The sequence below is a fragment of the Microbacterium jejuense genome, from assembly GCF_039544225.1.
GTDB lineage: Bacteria > Actinomycetota > Actinomycetes > Actinomycetales > Microbacteriaceae > Microbacterium > Microbacterium jejuense.
Window position 1 is genome coordinate 615,439 of sequence record NZ_BAABLG010000003.1, and the last position, 23,249, is coordinate 638,687.

The window sequence follows — 23,249 nt, forward strand, 5'->3', positions numbered from 1 at the left end:
AGGCTCAGCCCTCTTCGTCGAGCTCGGCCTCGTCGTCGGGCTCCTCGTCCTCGTCGTCGGCGGACGACAGCGCGTACCACCGCTCCCAATCGTCCATGAGCCCCTGAACCGCACCGTGGAAGCGGGCGGTCGCGGCACCCGGCGCCGTGTCGCCGAAGTAGTGGGCGACCCACTCCTCCAAGCGGGCGACCGCATCGGGGTCGCCGAGCACGCGATCGGTCTCGGCGACGATCTCTGCGGCGGCCGCAGCATCCAGCCACTCGCAGGCCGACAGGTACCCGTGGGTGTCGATCGCCGCCGCGGGATCGGCCGGGCGTGTGATGAGCAGCGGCCTGTCGGCCGCCAGCCGGTCGTACACCATCGCCGAGATGTCGACGATCGCGACGTCGGCGGCCGCGAGCTGCCAGCCCAGTTCCGGACCGTCGTCGAACACGTGCGCGGCCGACGGGTCGGCGGCGTTCGCGGCGGCGAGTGCGGCGACGATGCGCTTGTTGGCCGCACCGTACTCGGGATTCACCACGCCGGAGCGGGGGTGCGGCCGATAGATGACGCGATGCTGACCGGTCGCCAGCAGTGCCGCGACGAGGGCCTCGCCGTGGGTGACGATCGAGCCGTAGTGCGCAGAGGGCCGGTCGCCCTCCCACGTCGGCGCGTAGAGGACGACGGTCCGCTCGTCGGGCGTGTACGGCAGTGTGCCCGAGTAGTGGTCGGCCTGCGGTCGCCCGATCTCGATCGTGCGACGGTCGATGTCGTAGTCCCACAGCACACGGCCCAGGCGCTCGCGTGCGGCATCCCCCGCGATCATCGCGTAGTCGTACGCCTTGTACTGGTTCGTGGTCATGTACATCTTGTCGGACTCGCCATGGTTGATGAACACGTGCCACCGGCGCCCGTACCGGAACATCTGGAAGTTGCGCGTGTTCTGGTTGACGTACAGCACGACGCGGATGTCCTGCTTGGCGATGAAGCGCTCGAGGTCGCGCACGGTGGGCACGAACGCCACCGGGAGCGCATCGTCCGCCAGCAGCGCCTCCGCGCCCGTCGCGGCACGGCTCAGCACGACGACGGGCCACTTCTCCGCCAGCCCTGCCAGCGGCTTGTACCACTGACGCATCTGGTACATGTTCACGGCGCCGTCGGCGAAGTACACCGCAACGCGATAGTGGAACGGCGGATGCTTCGGCCCGGTCGCGAGCGTCCGACGGACGTCGATGACGGCAGAGCGATTGCGCACGGCCTTCCGGAGGAGCGCGACCGCCTTCTTCACATCCGAGACGAGACCCACCCGTCCAGCCTATCGACCGGCGCGCATGACATGATCGACCAGTGCAGGACGAGCAACACGGACGCAGGGACGCCCCCATCCCCCCTCCCGGCGCCGGCGTGAGCTTCGTCATGCCGGTCCTCAATGAACAGGACTACCTTCAGCGCGCGGTCGAGACCGTCCTGGCGCAGGACATCGACGCGCCGACGGAGCTCATCCTGGCCCTCGGACCCTCCAACGACGGCACGAGCGAACTCGCCCGCGAACTCGCGCAGGCGGACCCCCGCATCGTGCTCGTCGACAACCCTGCCGCAGATATACCGGTGGGGCTCAACCTCGCCATCCGCGCGGGCAGCCACCCCACTGTCGTGCGCGTGGACGCGCACTCCGAACTGGATCCCTCGTACGCGCGCCGTGCCCTGCAGACGCTCGACCGGGTGAAGGCGGCCAACGTCGGCGGCGTCATGCGCGCCGACGGGCGGACCCCCTTCCAGCGCGCGGTCGCCCGCGCCTACAACTCCCCCATCGGACTCGGCGGCGGCGCCTATCACGGCGGCACGCACGAGGGTGAGGCGGAGTCCGCCTACCTCGGCGTGATGCGTCGCAGCGTCCTGGAAGAGGTCGGCCTGTTCGACGAGAGCATCCGGCGCGGCGAGGACTGGGAGCTGAACCTCCGCATCCGCCGCGCCGGCTACCGCGTGTGGTTCGACCCGTCGCTGTCGGTGACCTACTGGCCGCGCGAGAGCTGGGCCCGGCTGGTGCGCCAGTTCGCGGCCACCGGACGCTGGCGCGGCGAACTCGTGCGGCGGTTCGGGCGCGGCAACTCGATCCGGTTCTTCGCGCCACCGGCGCTGGTCGTCACGATCCTCCTCGCGATGGTCGTGGGGGTGCTTCAGCTCACGGGCGTGCTGGCCGGCTGGTGGTCGGTGGCGGCATCCCTCGTCTACCTGCCCGTGATCGCGTACGCCGCGCTGATCATCGCGGTCGCGCTGGGTCACGGCGGCGGCCGCGGCTGGCGCGACAAGCTGTGGACGGCCGCCGTGCTGCCCTCGATGCATCTGGCGTGGGGCTGGGGTTTCCTCGGCGGCGTCGTCGGCGGCGCTCAGGACACCGTCGACACGTCGCGACTCGGCAGCCGCAACACGCCGCTCCCGTGAGCCAGGCACGGCCTGGCCGCCCGATTCGCGTCAGGCGCGGATGAATCCCTGATCGAGGATGCGGGCGACCACGCGCTCGGCCGCGTGACCGTCATCGCGCGCGTTGAACCTCGCCTGCCACTCGCGGTAGCGCCCGGCGTGCTCGGCGGCGTCGTCTGCGGCCAGCGCCGCGACGAGCTCGTCCTGCGTACGCACCACCGGACCCGGCGCGTGCGCCGCCAGGTCGAAGTAGAAGCCGCGCAGCTGGCCGCGATAGTGCTCCATGTCGGGCACCAGGAAGTACATCGGCTTACCGGTCACCGAGAAGTCGAACATGACCGACGAGTAGTCGGTGATGAGCGCGTCGGCGGCCAGCAGCAGCAGCGATGTGTCAGGGAAGCCTGTCACATCGATGACGCGCGGGCCTTCGGCGTCGCGACCGGGCAGGAGGGTGCGGGAGTGCCCGCGCACCAGCACGACCGCATCGGTGGCGGCGGCGAGCGCGGCCGGATCGACGAAGTCCACGATCTGGTCGCGATCGTCGCGCCACGTCGGCGCATACAGCAGCACCCGCTCGCCGGGGTGGATGCCGAGCGCCTCGCGCGTGGCGGCGCCGTCGCCGTTGGTCAGCACGTCGTTGCGCGGGTAGCCCTCGACCCACACCGGGCGGGTGAGGAACGCGTACGCCTTGCCCAGGATGCGGGCCGCGTAGGGGTTCTGCGCGAGCAGGACGTTCCAGCGCCGCGACTCGCGCACGACGGCGGCCATGCGCCGCGGGTCGAAGCCGGGTCGGTGCAGCGCGAGCCGCTTGAGCGGCGTGCCGTGCCAGGTCTGCAGCACGATCTGGCCACGGCGACGCGAGAACCGGCGGCGCAGCCAGTCGTTGACGACGAGCAGACGCGCGGCGCCGCGGGCGCGCCACCACTCCGGACTGCCTTCGACGACAGGGATCGCGCCGTCGGGCACCACGACCGACAGGTCGACGACGCTCCAGTACCGCGTCACATCCGGTGCCCGGCGCACGAGCTCCCGGTCGATCGCGAGCGGGTTGCAGCTGGCGTTGCGGCCGTAGAAGCTCTCGAAGAACACGGCGTTCTCGAACCCGGCGGCCGGCCGCGTGGCGTAGCGGCGCTCGAGGGCGTCCTGCCCCTCACCGGAGTCGTACGCGGGATCGATGGGCGGCCCGACCTCGAGGCGGTCGCCGTCGAGCGCGGCGCGCAGCGTCCCCAGCTGGGTGAGCGGCAGCGGTTCGGACGCGTGGATGCCGCGACCCTCGGCATCCACGATCCGCACCTCGTACGACCCGGACGGCAGCGGCAGCTCAGGCCCGCCCCAGCGCGCGGCGCGCAGCGGCAGAACCGCGCGCCACGTCTTGCCCCGGCCGGTGATGCGCGCCGCGACCCGCGCACGCGCACCGACCAGCTCGACCGACGACGGCCGCTCGCCGTTGCCCGAGAGCTCCAGCGCCGGACCAGCGTCGGTCGTGAAGCGCGCCTGGGTCATCGGGTTCCTTCCCTCGGGCGGGCGTCGACGGCCGCGGCCAGAATGGCACCGTACACCCTCTGGGCGTTGCGGCCGTCGCGGTGCGCGTGGACACGCGCGCTGAGCTCGCGGGCACGCGCGGTGCGCCGTTCGCGTTCGTCATCATCGCCGAGCACGGCGTCCAGCTGAGCGGCGGTCTGCGTCCAGTCGACACTCGCGTCGTCGCCGGCGACCTCCTGGTACGTGCCGTAGAAGCCGCGGCGTCGCGCGTAGTCGTCGACATCCGGTGCGAGGAACAGTGTCGGCAGCGGCACGAGCGCCGCATCGAAGGCGAGGGACGAGTAGTCCGTCACGAGGGCGTCGAGCCCGGGAAGCAGCGGCGTGACGTCGGCGACCAGGTCGCTGCCGAGCGACTGCACCCGATCGGTCGCGAACGGCGGGCGGTACTCCCCCGCGCCGAGCGGGTGCGAGCGCACCAGCAGCGTCGCATCGCGACGCGTCAGCACGTCCACGATGCGGCGCCATTCGTCGGCGGTGGGCACCGCGGGATCGGGCGCGCCGTCGCGCCACGTGGGCGCGTACAGCACGAACCGGGTCGACGGATCGGCGCGAGGCACGGCCAGCCCGATGCCCGCGCGGGCGACGACGCGGCGATCGTCGGCGGTGCCCCGCGACAGCACGTCCACGCGCGGGTCTCCCGTGACCGGAACCGCGGCGTCGGGAAGTCCGAAGGCGGACTCCAGGCGCCCGCGCACGAGGTGCGACGCGGCAGGCAGCACGCGGATCCGCCGCGCCGCCGCCCGGTACATCACCCGCAGCAGTCCGCGCACGGGCCCCGCGAGCGGCGTCCGCGCCACCACGCTCGGGACGCGCAGCGTCTCAGGCGAGTCCAGTCCGATCCGCTTGAGCGGGATGCCGTGCCACAGCTGCACGACGAAGGCGCCCGTCACGGCATAGCGGTTGACGTCGCCGAAGCCGTGGGTGACGATGACGACCCGGGCCCGCGCCGTGCGCCACAGTCCCCGCCAGGAGTTCTTGCGGACGGACGGGATACCTCGGGCCGCGGCATCCCGGGCCTCACCGTCGGAGGCGACCAGCCAGACGGCACGTGGGGCGTCTGGCGCCGCCGCCTGCCACAGCGCGAGCGCGCCGTCGGCGACGCCGACCGCGCAGCCGAAGACCCATTCGTCGCGCGAACGCGGGACGAGGAGGGTGAGGACGCGTCCGGCGGCGTACAGCGGGATCGTCGCGAGCTTTCGGGCATTCCCCGCGCCGAACGAGAAGGACGCCATCGTGCGAGCCTATCCTGCTCGCACGACGGCGTCCTGAAGGGGTGTGGATTACTGCTCGAGCGTTCCCAGCGTGACCTCGACGGTCTGCGCCTTGCCGTCGCGCACGTACGTGAGCTCGGCCTTGCTGCCGGCCGCGGCGGCCCGCACCTGAGCGGTGAGGTCGGTCGCGTCGGTGATCGGCACGCCGTTGAACGAGGTGACGATGTCGCCCTCCTGCAGCCCTGCGGCCGCCGCAGCGCCGCCGTCGGACACCTGCGCGATGTAAGCGCCGGTGATCGTGGCGCCCTCGACCGATGCCGCAGCGCGGACGCTCGCGCCCAGCAGGCCGTGCGTGGCCTGGCCGTTCTCGATGATCTCGTCGGTGACACGCTTGACGATGTCGGACGGGATCGAGAAGCCCACGCCGATCGAGCCCGAGCCGTCGGACGACGAGCCGCCCGCGGTCGCGATCGCGACGTTGATGCCGATGAGCTTGCCGTCCGCGTCGACCAGCGCGCCGCCCGAGTTGCCGGGGTTGATGGCTGCGTCGGTCTGGATGACCGCGATGGAGATCGTGTCCGTCGCCTGCTGCTGGGTCTGGCCCTGCCCGAAGTCGAACTGGAACGGCGCCTCCTGGCCGTTCTGGTCCTGTTGGTCCTGCTGGGACTGGTCGCCGCTGTCAGGAGCTGCCGACGAGGCGATCGAGATCGAGCGGTTGAGCGCGCTCACGATGCCCTCGGTCACGGAGTTGGCCAGGCCCAGCGGAGCGCCGACCGCGACAGTCGTGTCGCCGACGTTGAGCTTGCCCGAGTCGCCGAACTCGATCGGGGTGAGGCCCGACGCGTCCTTCAACTTGATGACCGCGAGGTCGTACGTCGGGTCGGTGCCGACCACCTCGGCGTCGTACACCTTGCCGTCGGAGGTCGTGACCCGGATGGTCGCGTCGGCGGTCGCGCCGTCGAGGGTGACCACGTGCGTGTTGGTCGCGATGTAGCCGTCCTTGGTGAGCACGACGCCCGAACCGGTGCCGGCGGCCGACGAGCTCGTAGCCTCGATGGTCACGACGCTCGGCACGACCTTCGCGGCGATGCCCGTGGTCTGGTTCACCCGACCGCTGTCGTTGACGACGACGGTCTGCGGGCTCGCCGCAGCGGTCGACGACGTCGTCGGGGCGAACCAGTTGACGCCTGCGTAGGCGCCGCCGAGTCCCGCCGCACCGCCGACGATCGCGGCGGCGACGATGAGCCCGACGACCTTGCCTGCGCCGGAGGACTTCTTCGGCGCGGGTGCCGCGGTCGCCGTGGGAGCCGCGCCGTTGATCGGCAGCGTCGGCTGCGCGTCCGCTGCCGCTGCGGCGCCGAACGAGGCGCCCGGCGTGCCCGGAGCGGGCTGACCCGCGTAGGACTGCGGGTACGCGGCGGGCTGCCCGGCGTAGCCCTGCGGGCGGGCGTAGGCCTGCGCGTGGGCCGGGTAGCCGGCAGGCGGGACGGGCTGCGTGTGAGCCACCGGCTGCGCAGGCGCGGCCTGCGGCTGCGTGGGGGGCACGGGCGGCAGCGCCGTGGCGGCTCCCGGCGCCGGCTGCGCCGGGGCTGCCGGCTGCGCCGCGGGTGCCGCGGGCTGCACGGGGACGGCCTGAGCCTGCGCGGGCGCCACGGGTGCGGGCGCCGGCGCGGCGGGCGGTGCCGGCTCCACCGGCGTTGCGTCCGCGGGGGCCTCCTGGGGAGCCGCAGCCTCGGCGGCGGGCTGCGACGGCGCCGCCGGGGTGGGCTCAGCCGCAGGAACGGGCGGGACTGCGGGGGTCTGGTCTTCCGGGCGGTCGCCCTGGATGTCGCTCATGGTTGCTCCTTCTGCCAAGCACTCACCACTGTGCCCATCGATGCTGTGTGTTTCTTATGTCGAGAGTGGGACTCGCCTATGCAACAGGGATGAGCCCGCCCGGTACGGTGAAGCGATGCGACAGATCCCCGGAGCATGGCACCGCACCGCCGTCGGCGCCGGACTCGTCGGTGACGACGGAGCGATCCGTCCCACCATCTTCGCCGAGATGTCGGCGCTGGCGGCCGGCACCGGCGCGATCAACCTCGGGCAGGGATTCCCCGACGAGGACGGCCCCGCCGAGGTGCTCGAAGCGGCCCGTGCGGCTATCGCGAACGGGGTCAACCAGTACCCGCCGGGACGCGGCATCCCCGATCTGCTCTCGGCGATCGCCGAGCATCAGGAGCGCTTCTATGGGATCCGCCTCGACCCGGCACGCGACGTGATCGTCACGGCGGGGGCGACCGAGGCGCTCGCGGCGGCGCTGCTGGCGCTCATCGACGGTCCCGACGATGAGGTCGTGGTGTTCGAGCCGTACTATGACTCCTACGCGGCGGTCGTCGCCCTCGCCGGCGCACGCTTGGTCACGGTGCCGCTGCGCTGGCCGGACTTCCAGCCCGACCTCGACGACCTGCGTCGTGCGGTCACCGACCGCACACGAGTGATCCTCGTGAACGACCCGCACAACCCGACCGGTGCGGTGTTCTCGGCCGAGGCGCGCGACGAGGTCGTGCGCCTGGCCGAGCAGCACGACGCGATCATCCTCACCGACGAGGTGTACGAGCACCTGGTGTTCGAGGCACCCCACGTGCCGATCGCGACAGTGCCCGGCGCGTGGGAGCGCACGCTCACGATCTCGTCGGGCGGCAAGACCTTCTCGACCACCGGCTGGAAGATCGGCTGGATCAGCGGACCCGCGCCGCTCGTGGACGCCGTGCTCGCCGTCAAGCAGTTCCTCACCTACGTGAACGGCAGCGCGTTCCAGCCCGCGATCGCCACCGGGCTGCGTCTGGGCGACGCCTTCTTCCGCGCCATCGCCGACACGCTCCGCGCCAAACGCGATCTGCTGGGCACGGGGCTGCGCGCCGCGGGTTTCGAGGTGTCGACGCCCGCGGGTTCGTACTTCACGGTCGTCGACGCCGCCGCCTTGGGAGCGGTGGATGCAGCCGACTTCTGCCGCGCTCTCCCCGAGCGCGCTGGAGTCGTCGCCATCCCGCTCACGGCGTTCGTGACGCCGGAGCGCCGCGGCGAGTACGCCACGCTCGTCCGGTTCGCGGCCTGCAAGCGGGTCGAGGTGCTCGAAGAGGCGGCATCCCGTCTCTCCCTCCTGACCTGAGCGGCGCCTCGGGCCATCTCAGGCGGGCTCTACGCGGAACCGGCGCAGCGTCAGCGCCGGGTTGACCCGCCTGACGCGCGCGATCGCCCCGACATCGAGGTGCGCCACCGCCACGTCGGTCGCCGTGCCGACGGCCGCGAGCTCGACGCCCTGCGGATCGACGATCAGCGAATTGCCCACGCCCAGGGGCGGCGGATGGTCCGCCGCCGCCACGAAGACCGTGTTCTCGATCGCTCGCGCGTGCAGGAGAGTCCGCCAGTGGTGCTCCTTGAGCGGCCCGCGCACCCACTCGGCGGGCACCAGCAGCACGTCGGCGCCGGCATCCACGAGCTGTCGTCCGACCTCGGGGAACCGCAGGTCGTAGCACGTCATCAGCCCGAAGCGCAGACCGCCGAGCGCGAACGTCAGCGGCGGTGCGAGATCGCCCGGCTCGACCCAGTCCGACTCGCGCTGGCCGAATGCGTCGTACAGGTGCAGCTTGCGATAGTGCGCGATCAGCCCGCCGGCGCCGACAGCGACGACGGTGTTGCGTACGCGACGCCCGTCGCCCGCCTTCTCCAGGAGGCCCGCGACCACGACCACGTCGTGCTCGCCCGCGATCGCGGTCAGCCGCTGCACGAACGGCCCGTCGAGCTCCTGCGCGTTCTCGGCCAGCGACGTGTCGAAGGGGTCGACGAAGTAGCTGGAGTACTCGGGCAGCACGACCAGCCGCGCCCCGCGACGGCATGCCGTCGCGACGAGCTGCGCGACGGCGTCGAGGTTGGCGGCAGCGTCGGCCGTCGGCGCGAACTGTGCCACCGCGATCGCGAAGGTGTCGGTCATCGCCTCTCTCCGATCCCGCGCGCCCGGACGCGGATGATCCCGGGAACCACCAGCCACAGCGTGATGATGATCGCCGAGAGCAGCACGATCGCCCACCAGAACGTGTAGCCGCCCACCACGACATCGAACACGAACGCCACGACGCCCACGACGAGCACGGCGACAGTGATGAGTGCCGTCACGAGCGCCAGGTGGCCGTAGCGGACGACGGCGGGCTTCACACCGTGCTGGAACACCGCGCGGTGCAGCGCCACCGGAGCCAGTGCCACGATCGAGCTGAGCGCCGCGAGAACGACGAGCGCCAGATACGCGGTCCGCTGCGGACCGGTCAGCTCGGAGAACGCGGGCTGGAAGGCCAGCGCGAGCAGGAAGCCGGTCAGGATCTGCGTGCCGGTCTGCAGCACGCGCAGCTCCTGCAGAACCTCGCTCCAGTTGCGGTCGGCACGCTCCGCCGGGCTCTCGTCGCGACCGTCGATGCGGTCGTCTTCGGGATGGTGACGGGGGTCCTCCGGCATGGGTTCATCCTGACGCGGACGGAGCGGGCGGGGCAACCCATCCCGCCGTGTGGTCGGCGGCACTCAAAACGCGTGCTAGGCTATTCCTTGTGCCGCGGGGTGGAGCAGCTCGGTAGCTCGCTGGGCTCATAACCCAGAGGTCGCAGGTTCAAATCCTGTCCCCGCAACAAAGAAGGCCCCCTGATCAGGGAAATCTGATCAGGGGGCCTTTCACTTGCGCGCCCGACATCAGCCGCAGTTGCCTCGATTGCGCTGCGCTGATTGACTCGCCGGATGGCCGATGACATGCCCCCGCCCGCCGGGACCGGCGCCCACCTGACGATCAACTCCCCGCTCTCGCAGGACGCGCTGTCGCGCCTGCTCGCCCGCGCGACCGAGCACGGCCCGCAGCGCATCGTCGACCACGGCTGCGGCTGGGGCGAGGCGCTGCTGCAGGCGCTCGCGGCGTCACCCGGCGCGACCGGTGCGGGCGACGACATCGACGCCACCGATCTCGTCCGCGCCCGGGAGGCCGCCGCGGACCGGGGGCTCGCGGATCGCGTGACATTCGTCGCCGGCCGAGCGGCCGAGCATCGCGAACCGGCCGACCTGCTGATCAGCATGGGCGCCCACCACGCGCTGGGCGGCCCGGCCGAGGCGATGCGGGCGCTGCGGGAGGACGTCCGTCCGGGCGGCCGTGCGGTGCTCGGCCTGGAGTACTGGGCGCGGACGCCGACGGCCGACGAGTTGGCGCACATGTGGCCCGGCGCCTCCCTGGATGACTGCGCCACGCTCGCAGACCTGGTGGACGAACTGCATGCCGCGGGCTGGCGCATCCTCGATCTGCACGACACCACGCGCACCGAGTGGGACGCCTACGAGGTCGGGCACTTCCGCGAGAGGGAGCTGTGGCTCGCCGCCCAGCCGGAAGCGGTGCGCCGGCAGCATCCAGTCCGTGCGGATCTCGATCGCGCCTGGACCTCGTGGCTGCGCGGTCACCGACGCAGCCTGGGCTTCGTCACCTTCGTCCTCGCGTAGCGCCGGGACGCATCCGGCCGTCAGTCCGACGGATCCATCGCTCCCGCGAGATCGTCCAGGAAGCGCCCGACGATCGCCAGCTCGTCCTCGTCGAAGCGCAGCGCCATCTCGCGCATCGCCCGCAGCCGCACGCCGAAGATGCGGAAGAACGCGGCCCGCGACTCGTCAGTGAGCACCACGACGCGTCCACGGCGGTCCGTCGGATGCGCAAGGCGCTCCACGTGCCCCGATGCCTCCAGCCGGTCCAGCAGCTTCGTCGTGGACGCCGTCGAGATGCGCAGGTGCCGCGCGATGTCATGAGGACTGACGGAGCGCTTCTGCTGCTCACGGATGATGAGCAGGCGCAGCGCCGCGACGTCCGTCGCGTTCATGTCCATGTCGCCCTTCATGCCGCTGTGCATGCGCTCCATGGCATCGCTCATGCCACGGATCGACGTCAGCACGCGCATCACCGCGCGCTCGTGATCCGTCTGCGGCAGCCATCTCTCCGACATCGTGGACGTTCCCTCCAACCCGTTGTAGCATCGCACAAAAGGAATTGCTAGCTAAACTAGCGATTGGTGGAGGAGGCGTCCGATGACCGAGGCCGAACTGGTGGTACTGCTCGATGACGACGGCCGGGCGATAGGCACCGCGCCGAAGTCGACGGTCCACGGCGCCGAGACGGCGCTTCACCTGGCCTTCTCGTGCCATGTCGTCAACGGCGACGGCCAGGTGCTCATCACACGGCGTGCGCTCAGCAAGCGCACCTGGCCCGGGGTGTGGACCAACTCCTTCTGCGGTCACCCGCGGCCGGCGGAGCCGGTCGTGGCGGCGGTGCGCCGCCACGCCGACCTCGAGCTCGGCCTGACCCTGCACGACCTCGAGGTCGCGCTTCCGCTGTTCCGCTACCGTGCCACCGACGCGGCAGGGATCGTCGAGCACGAGGTCTGCCCGGTGTACATCGCGCGCACCGACGACGAGCCCATCCTCAACCCACGGGAAGTGCTCGACGCGCGCTGGGTCGACCCCGAGGATCTCGCCGTATCGCTCGAGGCGACGCCGTGGGCGTTCTCGCCGTGGCTCGTGCTGCAGGCCCAGCGCCTTCACCTCTTCGACGGCGCCGTTCCCCGTCGGAGGGCGTCATGATCGCCGCCGATCCCGCCGTCGCGACGGCGATCGACGGTTCGCTCGCCCGCATCAGGGACCGGGCCGACGAGCTGGGCGCCGGCTTCGGCGCGCTCGCCGATGCCATCGGCCGCGCGGCGCACGGCGGAAAGGGCCTGCGCCCCGCGCTGGTCACGGCGGCGTTCGCCGCGTTCCACGGCGCCGAGGCGGAGCGCCCCGCCGTGCTCTCGGTGGCCGCCGCCTTCGAGCTGCTCCACACCGCCTTCGTCGTGCACGACGACGTGATCGACCACGACATCGAGCGCCGGGGAGTCCCCAACGTGGGCGGAGAGTTCCGCGCACGTGCACGTGCCGCCGGCGCCGACGCGGCCGGCGCGGCGACGCTCGGCGACGCGGCCGCCATCCTCGCCGGCGATCTGCTCCTGCACGAGGCGTTCCGGCTCGTCGCGATGGCCCCCGCCGGACCGGTCGTCAAGGATCGGCTGTTCGCGCTGCTGGACGATGCCGTCCTGGTCTCTGCGGCGGGCGAGCTCGCCGATGTCGAGAACGCGGTCTCGTCGACACGTCCTTCGCGGACCACCACCTTGCGCACCGCGTTCCAGAAGACGGCCGTCTACTCGTTCCGGGCACCGTTGCAGGCGGGTGCGCTGCTGGCCGGCGCCGATCCGGCCGCCGTGCGCCTGCTCGGCGACGTCGGCGGGCGGCTCGGTCTCGCCTTCCAGCTCGTGGACGACCTGATCGGAGCGTTCGGCACCGCCGCGCAGACCGGCCGCGACAGCGGGCCGGATCTGCGCGAGACCAAGCAGACGCCGCTGATCGCCCTGGCACGCGAATCGGGCGCAGCGCCCGGGGTCGATACTGCGCTGGCGAATGCGGCCACCGGCCCGATCGCTGTCCGCGAGGCGCAAGCCGTCCTCGCCAGCAGCGGTGCGCGCGAGCGCCTGGCCGGCATGGTCGCCGGGATGCTCGACGAGGTCCGCGTCAGCGCGCAGGACGCCTCGCTCCCGCTCCGCGCAGGGGTCCTGCTGCGCACCCTCGCAGACGAGATCGAACGGAGGATCCCGTGAACGCGCCCACGACGCAGGCTGCCACCGGGCTCGCCCTCTACGACCGGACGGCGGTGGATGCCGCCGCCGCGGTCATCGCGCGGTACTCGACCTCGTTCGGCCTGGCGTGCCGGCTGCTGGGCCCCCGGCCGCGACCGCACGTGCGCAACGTGTACGCGCTCGCACGCGTGGCCGACGAGATCGTCGACGGTCCGGCGCTGGAGGCGGGCCTCACGCCGGTCGAGGCCGAAGCGGTGCTCGACCGGCTGGAGGAGGAGTGCCTCGCAGCGGTCACGCTCGGCTTCAGCAGCAACCTCGTCCTGCATGCGTTCGCGCACACGGCACGCGAGTGCGGGATCGGCCCTGACCTCATCGAACCGTTCTTCGCGTCGATGCGCGCCGACCTGCGCGTGAGCCGTCACGACGCCGCTTCTCACGACGTCTACATCTACGGTTCTGCGGAGGTCATCGGGCTCATGTGCCTGCAGGTGTTCGTGAACGCCGGGGCGTCGCATCCCGTCGCGCCCGCGCCCGAACTCGTCGACGGCGCCCGACGTCTCGGCGCCGCGTTCCAGGAGGTCAACTTCCTGCGCGACCTGCAGGACGACCGAGTGCGCCTCGGGCGTGACTACCTCGGCCTCGCCGCGCCCGAAGACAGGTTCGTGGTGCTCGACCGCATCGACCGCGACCTCGCCGCCGCGGCGCGGGTCGTCCCGGAGCTGCCGGCGGACTGCCGCAGGGCCGTCACCGCCGCCCACGACCTGTTCGCCGCGCTCGCCGCACGGCTGCGGTCCGCGTCGGCCGACGACGTCCGGGTACGCGTGCCCGACGCGGTCAAGGCCGGGCTGGCCGCGCGAGCGATGCTGGGCTTCGCGCCGCGCGGAGCCGGGGCGTGAGCGCGCGCGACGGCCGCCGCGCCGTCGTCGTCGGCGGCGGGATCGCGGGACTGGCCGCGGCGGCACTGCTCGCGCGAGACGACTGGGATGTGACGGTGCTCGAAGCCCGCGCCCAGCTCGGCGGCCGGGCGGGCACGTGGGAGCGCGACGGATTCCGCTTCGACACCGGGCCCAGCTGGTACCTCATGCCCGAGGTGTTCGACCACTATTTCGGCCTGCTCGGCACGTCTGCCGCTCAGGAGCTCGACCTCGTGCGCCTGGACCCCGCCTACCGGGTGTACTCGGACCCGTCGACCGGGCTGGCTCCGCTCGACGTGCGTTCGGGGCGCGCTCGGGCGACGGCCCTGTTCGACACCGTCGAACCCGGGGCCGGGGCACGGCTGGACGCCTATCTCGACTCGGCTGCCGACGCGTACGGCCTCGCGGTCTCGCGCTTCCTCTACGACACGTACGAGACCACATCGGGCCTTCGCGACCCGGAACTGCTGCGCCGGATGCCGCAGCTGGCGCCGCTGCTCACCCGGAGCCTCGCGCGCCACGTCGAGAGCAGGTTCACCGATCCGCGGCTGCGTCAGATCCTGCAGTACCCCGCGGTGTTCCTCGGCGGCTCGCCGTACGGCGTGCCGAGCCTCTACCACCTGATGAGCCATCTCGATCTCGACGAGCACGTGCTGTACCCCCGCGGCGGATTCTCTGAGATCATCCGCGCGGTCAGCCGCCTGGCCGAGGCATCCGGGGTCCGCATCCGCACCCGCGCGCGGGTGGCCGCGATCCTCACCGCCGCGAGGCGGGCGAGCGGGGTCCAGCTGTCGGACGGAAGCCAGATCGCCGCCGACCTCGTGGTATCGGGGGCGGATCTGCACGCCACTGAGACCGACCTGCTGCCGCGTGACCTGCAGACGTACCCGGAGCGATGGTGGCGGTCGCGCACCCCGAGTCCCGGCGCCCTGCTGCTGATGCTCGGGGTGAAGGGCGCACTCCCCGAACTCGCGCACCACACCCTGCTGTTCTCCCAGGACTGGCGGGCCGGATTCGACAGCATCTTCGGCCGGCGCCCGAGCATCCCCGATCCGGCCTCGCTCTACGTGTGCCGGCCGAGTGCGACCGATCCCGAGGTCGCGCCCGCGGGGCACGAGAACCTCTTCGCCCTCGTGCCGGTCCCCGCTGATCCCGGGATCGGCCGCGGCGGGGTGGACGGGACCGGCGACCCGGCGGTCGAGGCGGCCGCGGACCGCGTCATCGCGCAGCTGTCGCAGTGGTGCGGCATCCCCGACCTCGCGCGCCGCATCGTCGTGCGCCGCACCGTGGCCCCGGGCGACTTCGCGCACGAGTTCGGCGCGTGGCGCGGCAACGCGCTCGGCCTGGCGCACACGCTGCGGCAGAGCGCGGTGTTCCGGCCCCGCAACGCCTCGCGCAAGGTCGACGGCCTCGCCTATGTCGGTGCGTCGACCCTGCCGGGGATCGGCCTGCCGATGTGCCTCATCTCGGCCGAGCTCGTCCTCAAGCGCTCGCGCGGCGATCGCTCCCCCGGACCGCTCGCCGAGCCTGCGAGGGTATGAGACATGCCTGGCGTCTACCTTCTCGCGATCCTCGTGAGCGCTGCCGGCGTGGCGCTGCTCGACCGCCGCTGGCGTCTGGCGGCGTGGGCGGCCCCCACGCCCACCGCCGTCGCCGTCGCGGCGGGAACGGCGTTCTTCCTCGCGTGCGACGCCCTGGGCATCGCGCTGGGCGTGTTCGTGAAAGGGGACAGCCCGCTGCTGCTCGGCCTCGACCTCGCGCCGCATCTGCCCGTCGAGGAGCCGGTGTTCCTCGCCTTCCTGAGCTACCTCGCGCTCGTCGCGTGGGCCGGCGCCTCCCGCGTGATGGCCCGTCGGAGAATGGATGCCGTCGCCTCCCGGCCGGAGGAGCACCCGTGACCTACGCCCTCGCCCTCGTACCCTTCCTGCTGCTGACCGCAGTGGTCGTGCTGCTGACCGCGCGACGTCCCCGGTTCGCCGGGCGGATGGCGGCGTCGGCCGTGGCCGCCGGCATCCTCATCGTCCTCACGGCGATCTTCGACAACGTCATGATCGCCGTCGGGCTCTTCACCTACCCTGCCCACTTGATCTCCGGCCTGCGGATCGGGCTCGCGCCGGTGGAGGACCTCGCGTATCCGCTCTGCGCGGCGTTCCTGGTCCCGGCCGTGTTCACGCTGGCCGCACGCGCACCGGAGGCTGACGCGTGACCGTCGCGGAGCCGCTGCGCCTCGGTGCCGTGGCGCGCCGGCTGCTGGTGTCTTCACGGCCGGTGAGCTGGATCAACACGGCGTACCCGTTCGCCGCGGCCTACCTGATGACCACGCGCGGGATCGACCTCACGCTCGTCACGGGCACGCTGTTCTTCCTGATCCCCTACAACCTCACGATGTACGGGATCAACGACGTGTTCGACTACGAGTCCGATCTGCGCAATCCCCGCAAGGGCGGGGCGCACGGCGCGGTGCTCGACCAGCGGCTTCATCGCGTGACCATCGTGACCGCCGCGCTCGTGTGCCTGCCGTTCGTCGTGTACCTCGTCGCGGCGGGCGACCCGGCGTCGTGGGCGGTACTGGCCGCGAGCCTCTTCTTCGTCGTGTTCTACAGTGCTCCCCCGCTGCGCCTGAAGGAGCGGCCCTTCCTCGACTCGCTGACCAGCAGCATCCACTTCTTCTCGCCGGCCGTGTACGGCCTCGTGCTCGCCGGCGCCGCGTGGACGTGGCAGCTCGCGATGATCGTCGTCGCCTTCGCCTTGTGGGGCGTCGGCTCTCACGCGTTCGGAGCCGTACAGGACGTCGTGGCGGACCGCGAGGCCGGCATCGCCTCGATCGCGACCGTGCGCGGTGCACGGTGGACCGTGCGGTTCGCCCTCGTCTGCTACGCCGCCGCCGGGGCCGCGATGCTGCTGACCGCCTGGCCGGGGCCGCTCGCCGCCCTGCTCGCCGTGCCGTACCTGGTGACGGTGTGGCCGTTTCGGCGGATCACGGATGCCGACGCCGCAGCGGCGACCGCCGGGTGGCGACGATTCCTGTGGCTCAACCAGTTCTCCGGCTTCGTGGTGACGCTGCTGCTCATCTGGTACGCCGCGCTCACCGCCTGACGGAGCCCGCGGCCCGGCGACCGAGAAGGGCCGCCCGTCCGAAGACGAGCGGCCCTTCGTCGCGCCGGCGCTACTTCTGGTCGCCGAGCTCGATGAGCGTGCGGATCGCGGCGGTCAGCCGCGCGTCGGCCTCGCCGTACGCCGTCCAGTCGCCCTTCTGCAGCGCCGCCTCACGGTCGATCAGGGCCTGGTTCGCGTCCTGCAGCGCCTGGTCGTACTCGCTCGTCGGCTGCGTCGGCGTGGTGGGCTCGGGCGTCGGCTCGGGAGTCGGCTGCGGCGTGGGCGTCGCATTCGGATCGGTCGGGACGTCGGTGTCACCGGCGTCCGCTCCCGAATCGCCGCCGAACAGCACGTCGAGCGCCTCGTTCAGCGTGTCTTCGAAGGCGACCTCGTTGCCGAACGAGACCAGCACCTTCTGCAGCGACGGGAAGCTCGTCGCCCCCGACGACTGCACGAAGACCGGCTGCACATAGAGGAGTCCGCCGCCGACGGGGAGCGTCAGCAGGTTGCCCTTCAGCACGTTCGAGTCGCCCTGTTTGAGCAGGTTGACGAACGACGAGACCTCGGGTTGCGCGTCGAAGTTGTTCTGCACCTGGCCGGGGCCGGGCACCGTCGTCTTGGCGCTGATCTCGAGCATTCGGAGCTTGCCGTAGTCGGAGCTCTTCTTACCCGCCTCATTGCCCGCGTTCGAGTCGACGGCGAGATAGCCCATGAGGACGTTCCGGCCCTCACCGGACGGGATGAACGAGGTGAACATCGAGTACGTCGGCGCCGTCTGCCCCGGCATCTGCATCGTCAGGTAGTACGGCGGCTGCAGCTGCGTGTCGGCCTGGGGGTCGTTCGGCGTCTTCCAGCGGTTGTCGCTCTGGTAGAACGAACGTGCGTCGTCGACGTGGTAGACGCCCAGGATCGTGCGCTGCACCTTGAACAGGTCTGTCGGGTAGCGGACGTGGCTCATGAGCTCGGCCGACATGTCGCTGATCGGCTTGACCGTCGACGGGTAGACCTTCTGCCACGACTTCAGCACCGGGTCCTGGTCATCCCACGCGTACAGGGTGACCTTTCCGTCGTACGCGTCGACGGTGGCCTTGACCGAGTTGCGGATGTAGTTGATGTCGTCCAGCGCGAAGCGCGGCGCAGGATTGCTGGAGTCCGAGATCGCCGAGGTGAGGCTCACCGTCGACGAGTACGGGTAGTTCGCGCTCAGCGTGTAGCCGTCGACGATCCAGACGATCCGGCCGTCGACCACCGACGGGTACGGGTCGTTGTCGAGCGTCAGGTACGGCGCGACCTTCTGGACGCGCTCGAGCGGGCTGCGGTCGTAGAGGATCTGCGAGTCCTCGTTGACGTAGTCCGAGAACAGGATCTGCTCGGCCTGGAACTTCAGCGCATAGATGAGCCGGTTGAAGACGTTGCCCAGGCTCGGTCCGCCGTTGCCCTCGAACGTGGTCTTCGTCTCGTTGGACGTGTCGTCCTGACCCGACGGGTAGTCCAGCTCGATGGGCTCGGAGTCCTTCGGGCCGCCGACGATCGAGTACGTGGGCGAGTACTCGCCGAAGTACACGCGCGGCTGGAAGTCCTCTTCATTCGAGAGGAAGCCGGATGCCGGGATGCCGCGCTCCAGGAACACCGGGTTGCCGTCGACCGTGCGGTCGTTGCCCTTGGCCGCGACGATGCCGTAGCCGTGGGTGTACACGACCGCGCTGTTCTGCCAGTCGTTGGCGGCCCCGAGCTGCTCTAGGTTGAGCTCGCGGACCGACACCACCGTGTCCTGCGAGGTGCCGTCGATGTCGTAGCGGTCCACGTCGAGCGGATCGGCGAACTGGTAGTACGAGCGGTACTGCTCGAGCTGACGCACCGTCGGCGACACGATCGCCGGGTCCATCACGCGGATCTGGGCCGTCGTGCCCGCGTCCTCGCGCAGCTGTCCGGCCTCGACATCGGTGACGGCCTCGAAGTCCTGCTTGTCGAGCCCGTCGATGCCGTATGCCGTCTTGGTCATGTCGACGTTGCGCTGGTAGTAGTCCTGCTCGAGCGAGAACCGGTTCGGCTGGACGTTGAACGTGTTGACGACCCACGGGTATCCCACGCCGAGCACGATGGCCGAGACGACCAGCAGCGCGGTGGCCACGAGGGGGTAGCGCCAGCGGCCGATGATCGCGGTGATGAAGAAGAGGATCGCCACGATCACGGCGGCGAAGGCGAGGATCGTCTGGCCGGGGATGATCGCGTTCACGCCGGTGTAGCCCGGACCGGTGATGCGCCCGTCCGCACCGGACTCGACGAGGGTCCGGTAGCGGTCGAGCCAGAGGCTGACCCCCTGCACCAGCAGGTAGAGGCCGGCGATGACGGCGAGCTGGATGCGGGCGGACTTCGAGATGCGCAGCTCGCGCTGGCCGATCCGCACCGAGCCGTACAGGTACGACACCAGCGCCGTGACCAGCAGGCACACCAGCAGCACGGCCGACAGGAAGCCGACCAGCGACGTCCAGAACGGCAGCGCGAACATGTAGAACCCGGTGTCGAGGTGGAACTGCGGGTCCGTCGTGTCGGTCTTGACGCCGTTGAACCACAGCCACGTGGTCTCCCACTGGGCGGACGCCGCGAACCCGGCGAAGAAGCCGAAGAAGATCGGGATGCCCCACATCGCGAGGCGGCGCAGCGGCTCCACGACCTCCTGGTAGCGATCGAGCTGAGAGCTCAGTCGCGCGTACACGGGGCGCAGGCGGTAGGCGAGCTGGATCGACAGCCACACCGGGACCGCCATGCCGAGGAAGCCGACCAGGAACATCACGACCCGTGCGATCCACTGGGTCGTCAGCACCGACTGGAAGCCCAGCTGATCGAACCAGAGCCAGTCCGCGTACAGACTCGCGAACACGAAGAAGGCCACCACGAGCGCAGCGATGACCACCAGGGTGATGGCGATGACGCGTCGGGTGCGGGACGGTGTGGCCGGGGTCGGCGCTGAGGTCGTGGTCACGGTCCCATCCTAGGCGGGCCACTCATGGCCGATGCTTTGTCCGCGCTGGGCGAACCCCCAGAATTCCGCGGCGCGCATGCCCTCAGCGGGCGGTGCAGGTCGGCAGGGCGTCGAGGTCCCCGCCGTCGTTGATCGTCTCGAGCACCTTCAGCGAGTCGTCGAGCGTCTTGACCGAGAAGACCTGCAGATCACCGGGGATGTGCCCCAGGACTTCGTCGCAGTTCGAGTCGGGTGCCAGGAACCAGTCGGCGCCGGCATCCAGCGCGCCCCACATCTTCTGACGGATGCCGCCGATCGGGCCCACCGTGCCGTCGGCGGTGATGGTCCCCGTGCCGGCGACCTGCTCGCCGCCGTTGAGCTCGCCCGGCGTCAGCGTGTCGATGATGCCGAGCGCGAACATCATGCCGGCGCTCGGGCCGCCCACGTTGTTCAGCTGGATCGTCACGTCGATCGGGAAGTCGTAGTCGGTGATCAGCGTCACCCCGATGAGCCAGGTCGTCTCGCCGTCGGCGGTGGACTCCTTCGGCGTCACCGAGACGGTCTGCTGTGCGCCGTCGCGCTCGATCACCAGCTCGACGGGCGCGCCCCCGCCGTCGTTGATGACCGTCCGGAGCGCGTTCGCGTCGGTCACGCTCTGGCCGTCGGCGCTGAGGATCAGATCGCCGTCTTCGAGCACGCCCTCCGCGGCCGCGCCGTCGATGACCGAGTGCACCGAGAGCTTCGCGCCGACGTCGTACCCGAGCTCGGTGAGCGCCGCGGCGGTCGCCTCCTGCTGCGAGTCCACCATCATCGCCGCGCTCTCCTCGTTGCGCTGCTCGGTGGTCTGGCCGGCCGGGAACACGGCGTCGATCGGCAGCACCGCCTTGCTCGGATCGAACCACGCCATCGCGAGCTCGAACCACGACGGCGTGTGCTCGCGGTTGCCCTGCACTTGCACGGTGAGCAGGTCCAGCGACCCGTCCGTCGGGTAGGTCTCGGCGCCGTCGACCGAGATCAGCGGCACCTCCTCGCCGTCCGAGTTCAGCGCGGTCCCGAGCGTGTTGTACACCGGCCCGGGCTGCTGGATGACGTACGACGTCGGCAGGAAGGTGATGACGAGCAGGATCACCATCGCCACGACGAGCGCCCAGATGCCCACGACGGTGCGGCGCGACAGCGGCTCCCGCGGTGCGCGCTGGATGGTGGTGTCCTCGTCGAACAGGGCCACGCGGGACCTCTCTCTTCCGTGCCGTTGCTGAGTGCCTGGTCGTTCGCGACCGGCGTAAGGGTTCCAGGTCCCGGCCGGGGAGTGCGACGGATGCTGCGACTAGCGTAGAACGCAACGTCATCGACCGGCTGAAAGGCGGCTGAAGTGGCAGACGACGACCGCAGTCCTGAGGACGACTTCCAAGAGCTCATGCGGCAGCTCTTCGGGGGCGGCGCGGGCGGCATCGATCCCGAGCAGCTCTCGCGGATGTCGGGCATGGACATCGACCCGGCGATGATGCAGCAGATCATGCGCCAGCTCCAGGGCGTGTTCGCGAACGCCGGCGACAGCGGCGTGTCCTGGGACATGGCCAAGCGCCAGGCCCTCCACATCGCCAACCAGGAGGGGCTCGGGGTCACCGCCGGCCAGCGCACCGATCTCGACCAGGCGTTCTCCCTCGCGACGCTGTGGCTGAGCGAGGCGACCAGCATCTCCGAGCTCGCGACGGCGCCCACCGTGATCACGCGCGGCTCGTGGGTCGAGGCGACGCTCCCGGTGTGGCAGGAGCTCGCCGAACCCGTGGCGACGAGCATCGCCGATGCGCTCACCGCGGCGCTGAGCGAACAGACCCCCGAAGACATGCAGGAGCTCGTCCAGGGCGCCGGACGCCTGATGCGCACGATCGGCGGCTCGCTGTTCGCGACGCAGCTCGGTCAGGTCATCGGCAGCCTCTCGAAGGAGGTCGTGAGCGGCGGCGACGTCGGCATCCCCCTGATGCCCGACGGCCAGGCAGCGATCCTCCCCCAGAACTTCGCCGACTTCGGCCGTGACCTCGAAGTCCCCGAGGACCAGCTCGCGCTCTACATCGCGACGCGCGAGCTCGCCCACGCGCGCCTCTTCCGTCACGCCAGGTGGCTGCGCCTGCACGTCATCTCGCAGGTCACCGACTTCGCACGCGGTGTCCATGTCGACACCGACATGCTCGAAGACATGGCCTCGCGCTTCGACCCGTCGCAGCCCGAGGAGCTGCGCGCCGCGCTCGAGAGCGGCGCGCTGCTGCCGCCGCGCTCCGAGGCGCAGAACGCCGCGCTCGCGCGGCTGGAGAACCTCCTCGCGACGATCGAGGGCTGGGTCGAGGTCGTGACCGAGGATGCGACCTCTCGCCTGCCCTCGGCACCGCGCATCGCCGAGGCCGTCCGGCGTCGCCGCGCCGTCGGCGGTCCCGCCGAGCGCGCGCTCGCCTCCCTCGTGGGCCTCGAGATCCGGCCACGACGAATGCGCGAGGCCGCCGCGATGTGGCGTGCGGTGACGGATGCCGTCGGCCCGGCCGCGCGGGATGCCCTGTGGGACTACCCCGACCTCATGCCGGCCGCGTCCGACATCGACGATCCGGCGGCGCTGGTCGCCCGCCTGGAGGCACGGGCACGCGGCGAAGAGCCCGCTCCCGATGAGCTCGACGACGCGCTGGCGCGACTGCTGGCCGGCGAGTTCCCCGAGTCGGGTGCGCCGGAGGACGCGTCCGGCGACGTCGCGGAGGGCGACGCGGAGACGGACGGGGATCCGGGCGACGACAGCGGAGCGCCGGACGACCACCGGCCGGTGTAGCCCGTCCAACGGGCTCCTCCCCAGGCGGTTCACCCGAACGGCGCGCGTGCTGAGCTGTGGATAACGGCCGGCGCCCACGCCTGCTCCGGCAGGATCGGGGCATGCTGAGCCTCGATCCCGCGTATCCGGCGGTGTGGCGGACCGCCACGGCCCTGCAATTCGGCGCCGAAGCGGTGGCGGTGCTCGACGACCCGCAGCCGTGGCAGCTGCGGGTGCTGCGAGAGCTGGAGCGCGGCATCCCCGACGGTTCGTTCGTCACGTTCGCCCGCGCACTGGGCGCGCCGGCGGACGATGGCGCGACACGTCTGCTCGCGCTGATCCGCCGCGCACTCGTCGCCGGCGCCGCACCCCGCCGCACCGTCTCGCTCCACCGTGACGCCGCGGTCGACGACGCGCAGCGCGACCTCGTGGCCCGCGGACTCGCGGCCGCGGGGTTCGACGTCGACGTGCGGCATCCGTTCGACGCGATCGATCAGACGACGCCGGATCCCGCAGCCGTCGTCTTCGTCGTGCCCCGTGTCGTCCCGCCCGGGACTGCTGCGGCACTCATGGCCTCCGACGTGCCGCACCTGCCCGTCGTCCTGACCGGATCCGGCGCCGAGATCGGCCCGTTGGTGATCCCCGGTGAGACGGCGTGCCTCGCGTGCGTGGCGG

The 23,249-nt window shown here is 71.3% G+C and carries 20 protein-coding genes and 1 tRNA gene; 12 read left to right on the plus strand and 9 right to left on the minus strand.

Features of this window, described 5'->3' with window-relative positions:
* Window positions 1-4: 4 nt before the first annotated feature.
* On the minus strand, window positions 5-1,285 hold the full coding sequence (locus ABEA46_RS07375) for a CDP-glycerol glycerophosphotransferase family protein (RefSeq protein ID WP_345543731.1): 1,281 nt from the start codon (window positions 1,283-1,285) through the stop codon (window positions 5-7).
* 110 nt (window positions 1,286-1,395) lie between these two features.
* Between ABEA46_RS07375 and ABEA46_RS07380 the strand changes: the two genes are divergently transcribed.
* Window positions 1,396-2,421 carry a glycosyltransferase gene (locus ABEA46_RS07380; RefSeq protein ID WP_345543732.1) on the plus strand — a complete coding sequence of 342 codons (1,026 nt, stop codon included), beginning with the start codon at window positions 1,396-1,398 and terminating at the stop codon, window positions 2,419-2,421.
* A 30-nt stretch (window positions 2,422-2,451) separates the two neighbouring features.
* Here the strand turns inward: ABEA46_RS07380 and ABEA46_RS07385 are convergent, their stop codons facing one another.
* From ABEA46_RS07385 to ABEA46_RS07395, 3 genes are read right to left on the minus strand one after another with little or no spacing between them, the layout of a single operon-like run.
* The gene (locus ABEA46_RS07385) at window positions 2,452-3,903 is read right to left on the minus strand and encodes a CDP-glycerol glycerophosphotransferase family protein (RefSeq protein ID WP_345543733.1); all 1,452 of its coding nucleotides are present in this window, start codon (window positions 3,901-3,903) and stop codon (window positions 2,452-2,454) included.
* Window positions 3,900-5,174, minus strand: coding sequence for a CDP-glycerol glycerophosphotransferase family protein (locus tag ABEA46_RS07390; RefSeq protein WP_345543734.1), 1,275 nt, complete (start codon window positions 5,172-5,174; stop codon window positions 3,900-3,902). Before ABEA46_RS07390 ends, ABEA46_RS07385 begins: the two co-directional genes overlap by 4 nt.
* A 48-nt stretch (window positions 5,175-5,222) precedes the next feature.
* On the minus strand, window positions 5,223-6,989 hold the full coding sequence (locus ABEA46_RS07395; protein ID WP_345543736.1) for a S1C family serine protease: 1,767 nt from the start codon (window positions 6,987-6,989) through the stop codon (window positions 5,223-5,225).
* A gap of 115 nt (window positions 6,990-7,104) precedes the next feature.
* Here ABEA46_RS07395 and ABEA46_RS07400 point away from each other — a divergent pair, with 115 nt between their 5' ends.
* Complete coding sequence (locus ABEA46_RS07400) at window positions 7,105-8,304, plus strand: aminotransferase class I/II-fold pyridoxal phosphate-dependent enzyme (RefSeq protein WP_345543737.1); 1,200 nt, start codon at window positions 7,105-7,107, stop codon at window positions 8,302-8,304.
* A gap of 18 nt (window positions 8,305-8,322) precedes the next feature.
* Here ABEA46_RS07400 and ABEA46_RS07405 read toward each other — a convergent pair whose 3' ends face one another.
* Together ABEA46_RS07405 and ABEA46_RS07410 are read right to left on the minus strand one after the other, a co-directional pair.
* Complete coding sequence (locus tag ABEA46_RS07405; protein WP_345543738.1) at window positions 8,323-9,126, minus strand: carbon-nitrogen hydrolase family protein; 804 nt, start codon at window positions 9,124-9,126, stop codon at window positions 8,323-8,325.
* Window positions 9,123-9,641 (minus strand): DUF6328 family protein, encoded by a 519-nt coding sequence (locus ABEA46_RS07410; protein WP_345543739.1) that lies wholly within the window; start codon window positions 9,639-9,641, stop codon window positions 9,123-9,125. The genes ABEA46_RS07405 and ABEA46_RS07410 overlap by 4 nt, the downstream gene beginning before the upstream one ends.
* Window positions 9,642-9,734: 93 nt before the next feature.
* Between ABEA46_RS07410 and ABEA46_RS07415 the strand changes: the two genes are divergently transcribed.
* Window positions 9,735-9,808, plus strand: a tRNA-Met gene (locus ABEA46_RS07415).
* 106 nt (window positions 9,809-9,914) lie between these two features.
* Entirely contained in the window at window positions 9,915-10,658 is a 744-nt protein-coding gene (locus tag ABEA46_RS07420; protein ID WP_345543740.1) for an SAM-dependent methyltransferase, read from the plus strand.
* A gap of 20 nt (window positions 10,659-10,678) precedes the next feature.
* Here ABEA46_RS07420 and ABEA46_RS07425 read toward each other — a convergent pair whose 3' ends face one another.
* Window positions 10,679-11,152, minus strand: a complete 474-nt coding sequence (locus ABEA46_RS07425; protein ID WP_345543741.1) for a MarR family winged helix-turn-helix transcriptional regulator — start codon at window positions 11,150-11,152, stop codon at window positions 10,679-10,681.
* An 82-nt stretch (window positions 11,153-11,234) separates the two neighbouring features.
* Between ABEA46_RS07425 and idi the strand changes: the two genes are divergently transcribed.
* Genes idi through ABEA46_RS07460 form a run of 7 tightly spaced genes read left to right on the plus strand, consistent with a single transcriptional unit; the run spans window position 11,235 to window position 16,821 of the window.
* Window positions 11,235-11,786 (plus strand): isopentenyl-diphosphate Delta-isomerase, encoded by a 552-nt coding sequence (gene idi / locus ABEA46_RS07430; protein ID WP_345543742.1) that lies wholly within the window; start codon window positions 11,235-11,237, stop codon window positions 11,784-11,786.
* Window positions 11,783-12,832 carry a polyprenyl synthetase family protein gene (locus tag ABEA46_RS07435; RefSeq protein ID WP_345543743.1) on the plus strand — a complete coding sequence of 350 codons (1,050 nt, stop codon included), beginning with the start codon at window positions 11,783-11,785 and terminating at the stop codon, window positions 12,830-12,832. Before idi ends, ABEA46_RS07435 begins: the two co-directional genes overlap by 4 nt.
* Complete coding sequence (locus ABEA46_RS07440) at window positions 12,829-13,707, plus strand: phytoene/squalene synthase family protein (RefSeq protein ID WP_345543744.1); 879 nt, start codon at window positions 12,829-12,831, stop codon at window positions 13,705-13,707. The genes ABEA46_RS07435 and ABEA46_RS07440 overlap by 4 nt, the downstream gene beginning before the upstream one ends.
* Entirely contained in the window at window positions 13,704-15,266 is a 1,563-nt protein-coding gene (gene crtI / locus ABEA46_RS07445; RefSeq protein WP_345543745.1) for a phytoene desaturase family protein, read from the plus strand. The genes ABEA46_RS07440 and crtI overlap by 4 nt, the downstream gene beginning before the upstream one ends.
* A gap of 3 nt (window positions 15,267-15,269) precedes the next feature.
* Window positions 15,270-15,623, plus strand: a complete 354-nt coding sequence (locus tag ABEA46_RS07450; RefSeq protein ID WP_345543746.1) for a lycopene cyclase domain-containing protein — start codon at window positions 15,270-15,272, stop codon at window positions 15,621-15,623.
* A complete protein-coding gene (locus ABEA46_RS07455; protein WP_345543747.1) occupies window positions 15,620-15,931 on the plus strand; it encodes a lycopene cyclase domain-containing protein in 312 nt (103 codons plus the stop codon). Before ABEA46_RS07450 ends, ABEA46_RS07455 begins: the two co-directional genes overlap by 4 nt.
* Window positions 15,928-16,821 carry a prenyltransferase gene (locus ABEA46_RS07460; protein ID WP_345543748.1) on the plus strand — a complete coding sequence of 298 codons (894 nt, stop codon included), beginning with the start codon at window positions 15,928-15,930 and terminating at the stop codon, window positions 16,819-16,821. Before ABEA46_RS07455 ends, ABEA46_RS07460 begins: the two co-directional genes overlap by 4 nt.
* Window positions 16,822-16,891: 70 nt before the next feature.
* On the opposite strand, the gene ABEA46_RS07465 is transcribed toward ABEA46_RS07460, so the two are convergent.
* Together ABEA46_RS07465 and ABEA46_RS07470 are read right to left on the minus strand one after the other, a co-directional pair.
* Window positions 16,892-19,804: a UPF0182 family membrane protein gene (locus ABEA46_RS07465; RefSeq protein WP_345543749.1), complete on the minus strand. Its 2,913-nt coding sequence runs from the start codon at window positions 19,802-19,804 to the stop codon at window positions 16,892-16,894.
* An 82-nt stretch (window positions 19,805-19,886) separates the two neighbouring features.
* Window positions 19,887-21,011, minus strand: a complete 1,125-nt coding sequence (locus ABEA46_RS07470; protein ID WP_345543750.1) for a YlbL family protein — start codon at window positions 21,009-21,011, stop codon at window positions 19,887-19,889.
* Between the two features lie 144 nt (window positions 21,012-21,155).
* On the opposite strand from ABEA46_RS07470, the gene ABEA46_RS07475 reads away from it, so the two are divergent.
* On the plus strand, window positions 21,156-22,595 hold the full coding sequence (locus ABEA46_RS07475; protein WP_345543752.1) for a zinc-dependent metalloprotease: 1,440 nt from the start codon (window positions 21,156-21,158) through the stop codon (window positions 22,593-22,595).
* The last annotated feature ends 654 nt before the right edge of the window (window positions 22,596-23,249 follow it).

What these genes read in the sequence shown, in the direction of transcription:
- ABEA46_RS07450 (WP_345543746.1), top strand. Translation starts at nt 15,270, where the DNA reads ATGCCTGGCGTCTACCTTCTCGCGATCCTCGTGAGCGCTGCCGGCGTG.
- ABEA46_RS07390 (WP_345543734.1), bottom strand. Translation starts at nt 5,174, where the DNA reads ATGGCGTCCTTCTCGTTCGGCGCGGGGAATGCCCGAAAGCTCGCGACG.
- ABEA46_RS07380 (WP_345543732.1), top strand. Translation starts at nt 1,396, where the DNA reads ATGCCGGTCCTCAATGAACAGGACTACCTTCAGCGCGCGGTCGAGACC.
- ABEA46_RS07405 (WP_345543738.1), bottom strand. Translation starts at nt 9,126, where the DNA reads ATGACCGACACCTTCGCGATCGCGGTGGCACAGTTCGCGCCGACGGCC.
- ABEA46_RS07400 (WP_345543737.1), top strand. Translation starts at nt 7,105, where the DNA reads ATGCGACAGATCCCCGGAGCATGGCACCGCACCGCCGTCGGCGCCGGA.
- ABEA46_RS07395 (WP_345543736.1), bottom strand. Translation starts at nt 6,989, where the DNA reads ATGAGCGACATCCAGGGCGACCGCCCGGAAGACCAGACCCCCGCAGTC.
- ABEA46_RS07385 (WP_345543733.1), bottom strand. Translation starts at nt 3,903, where the DNA reads ATGACCCAGGCGCGCTTCACGACCGACGCTGGTCCGGCGCTGGAGCTC.
- idi (WP_345543742.1), top strand. Translation starts at nt 11,235, where the DNA reads ATGACCGAGGCCGAACTGGTGGTACTGCTCGATGACGACGGCCGGGCG.
- ABEA46_RS07410 (WP_345543739.1), bottom strand. Translation starts at nt 9,641, where the DNA reads ATGCCGGAGGACCCCCGTCACCATCCCGAAGACGACCGCATCGACGGT.
- ABEA46_RS07425 (WP_345543741.1), bottom strand. Translation starts at nt 11,152, where the DNA reads ATGTCGGAGAGATGGCTGCCGCAGACGGATCACGAGCGCGCGGTGATG.
- ABEA46_RS07435 (WP_345543743.1), top strand. Translation starts at nt 11,783, where the DNA reads ATGATCGCCGCCGATCCCGCCGTCGCGACGGCGATCGACGGTTCGCTC.
- ABEA46_RS07420 (WP_345543740.1), top strand. Translation starts at nt 9,915, where the DNA reads ATGGCCGATGACATGCCCCCGCCCGCCGGGACCGGCGCCCACCTGACG.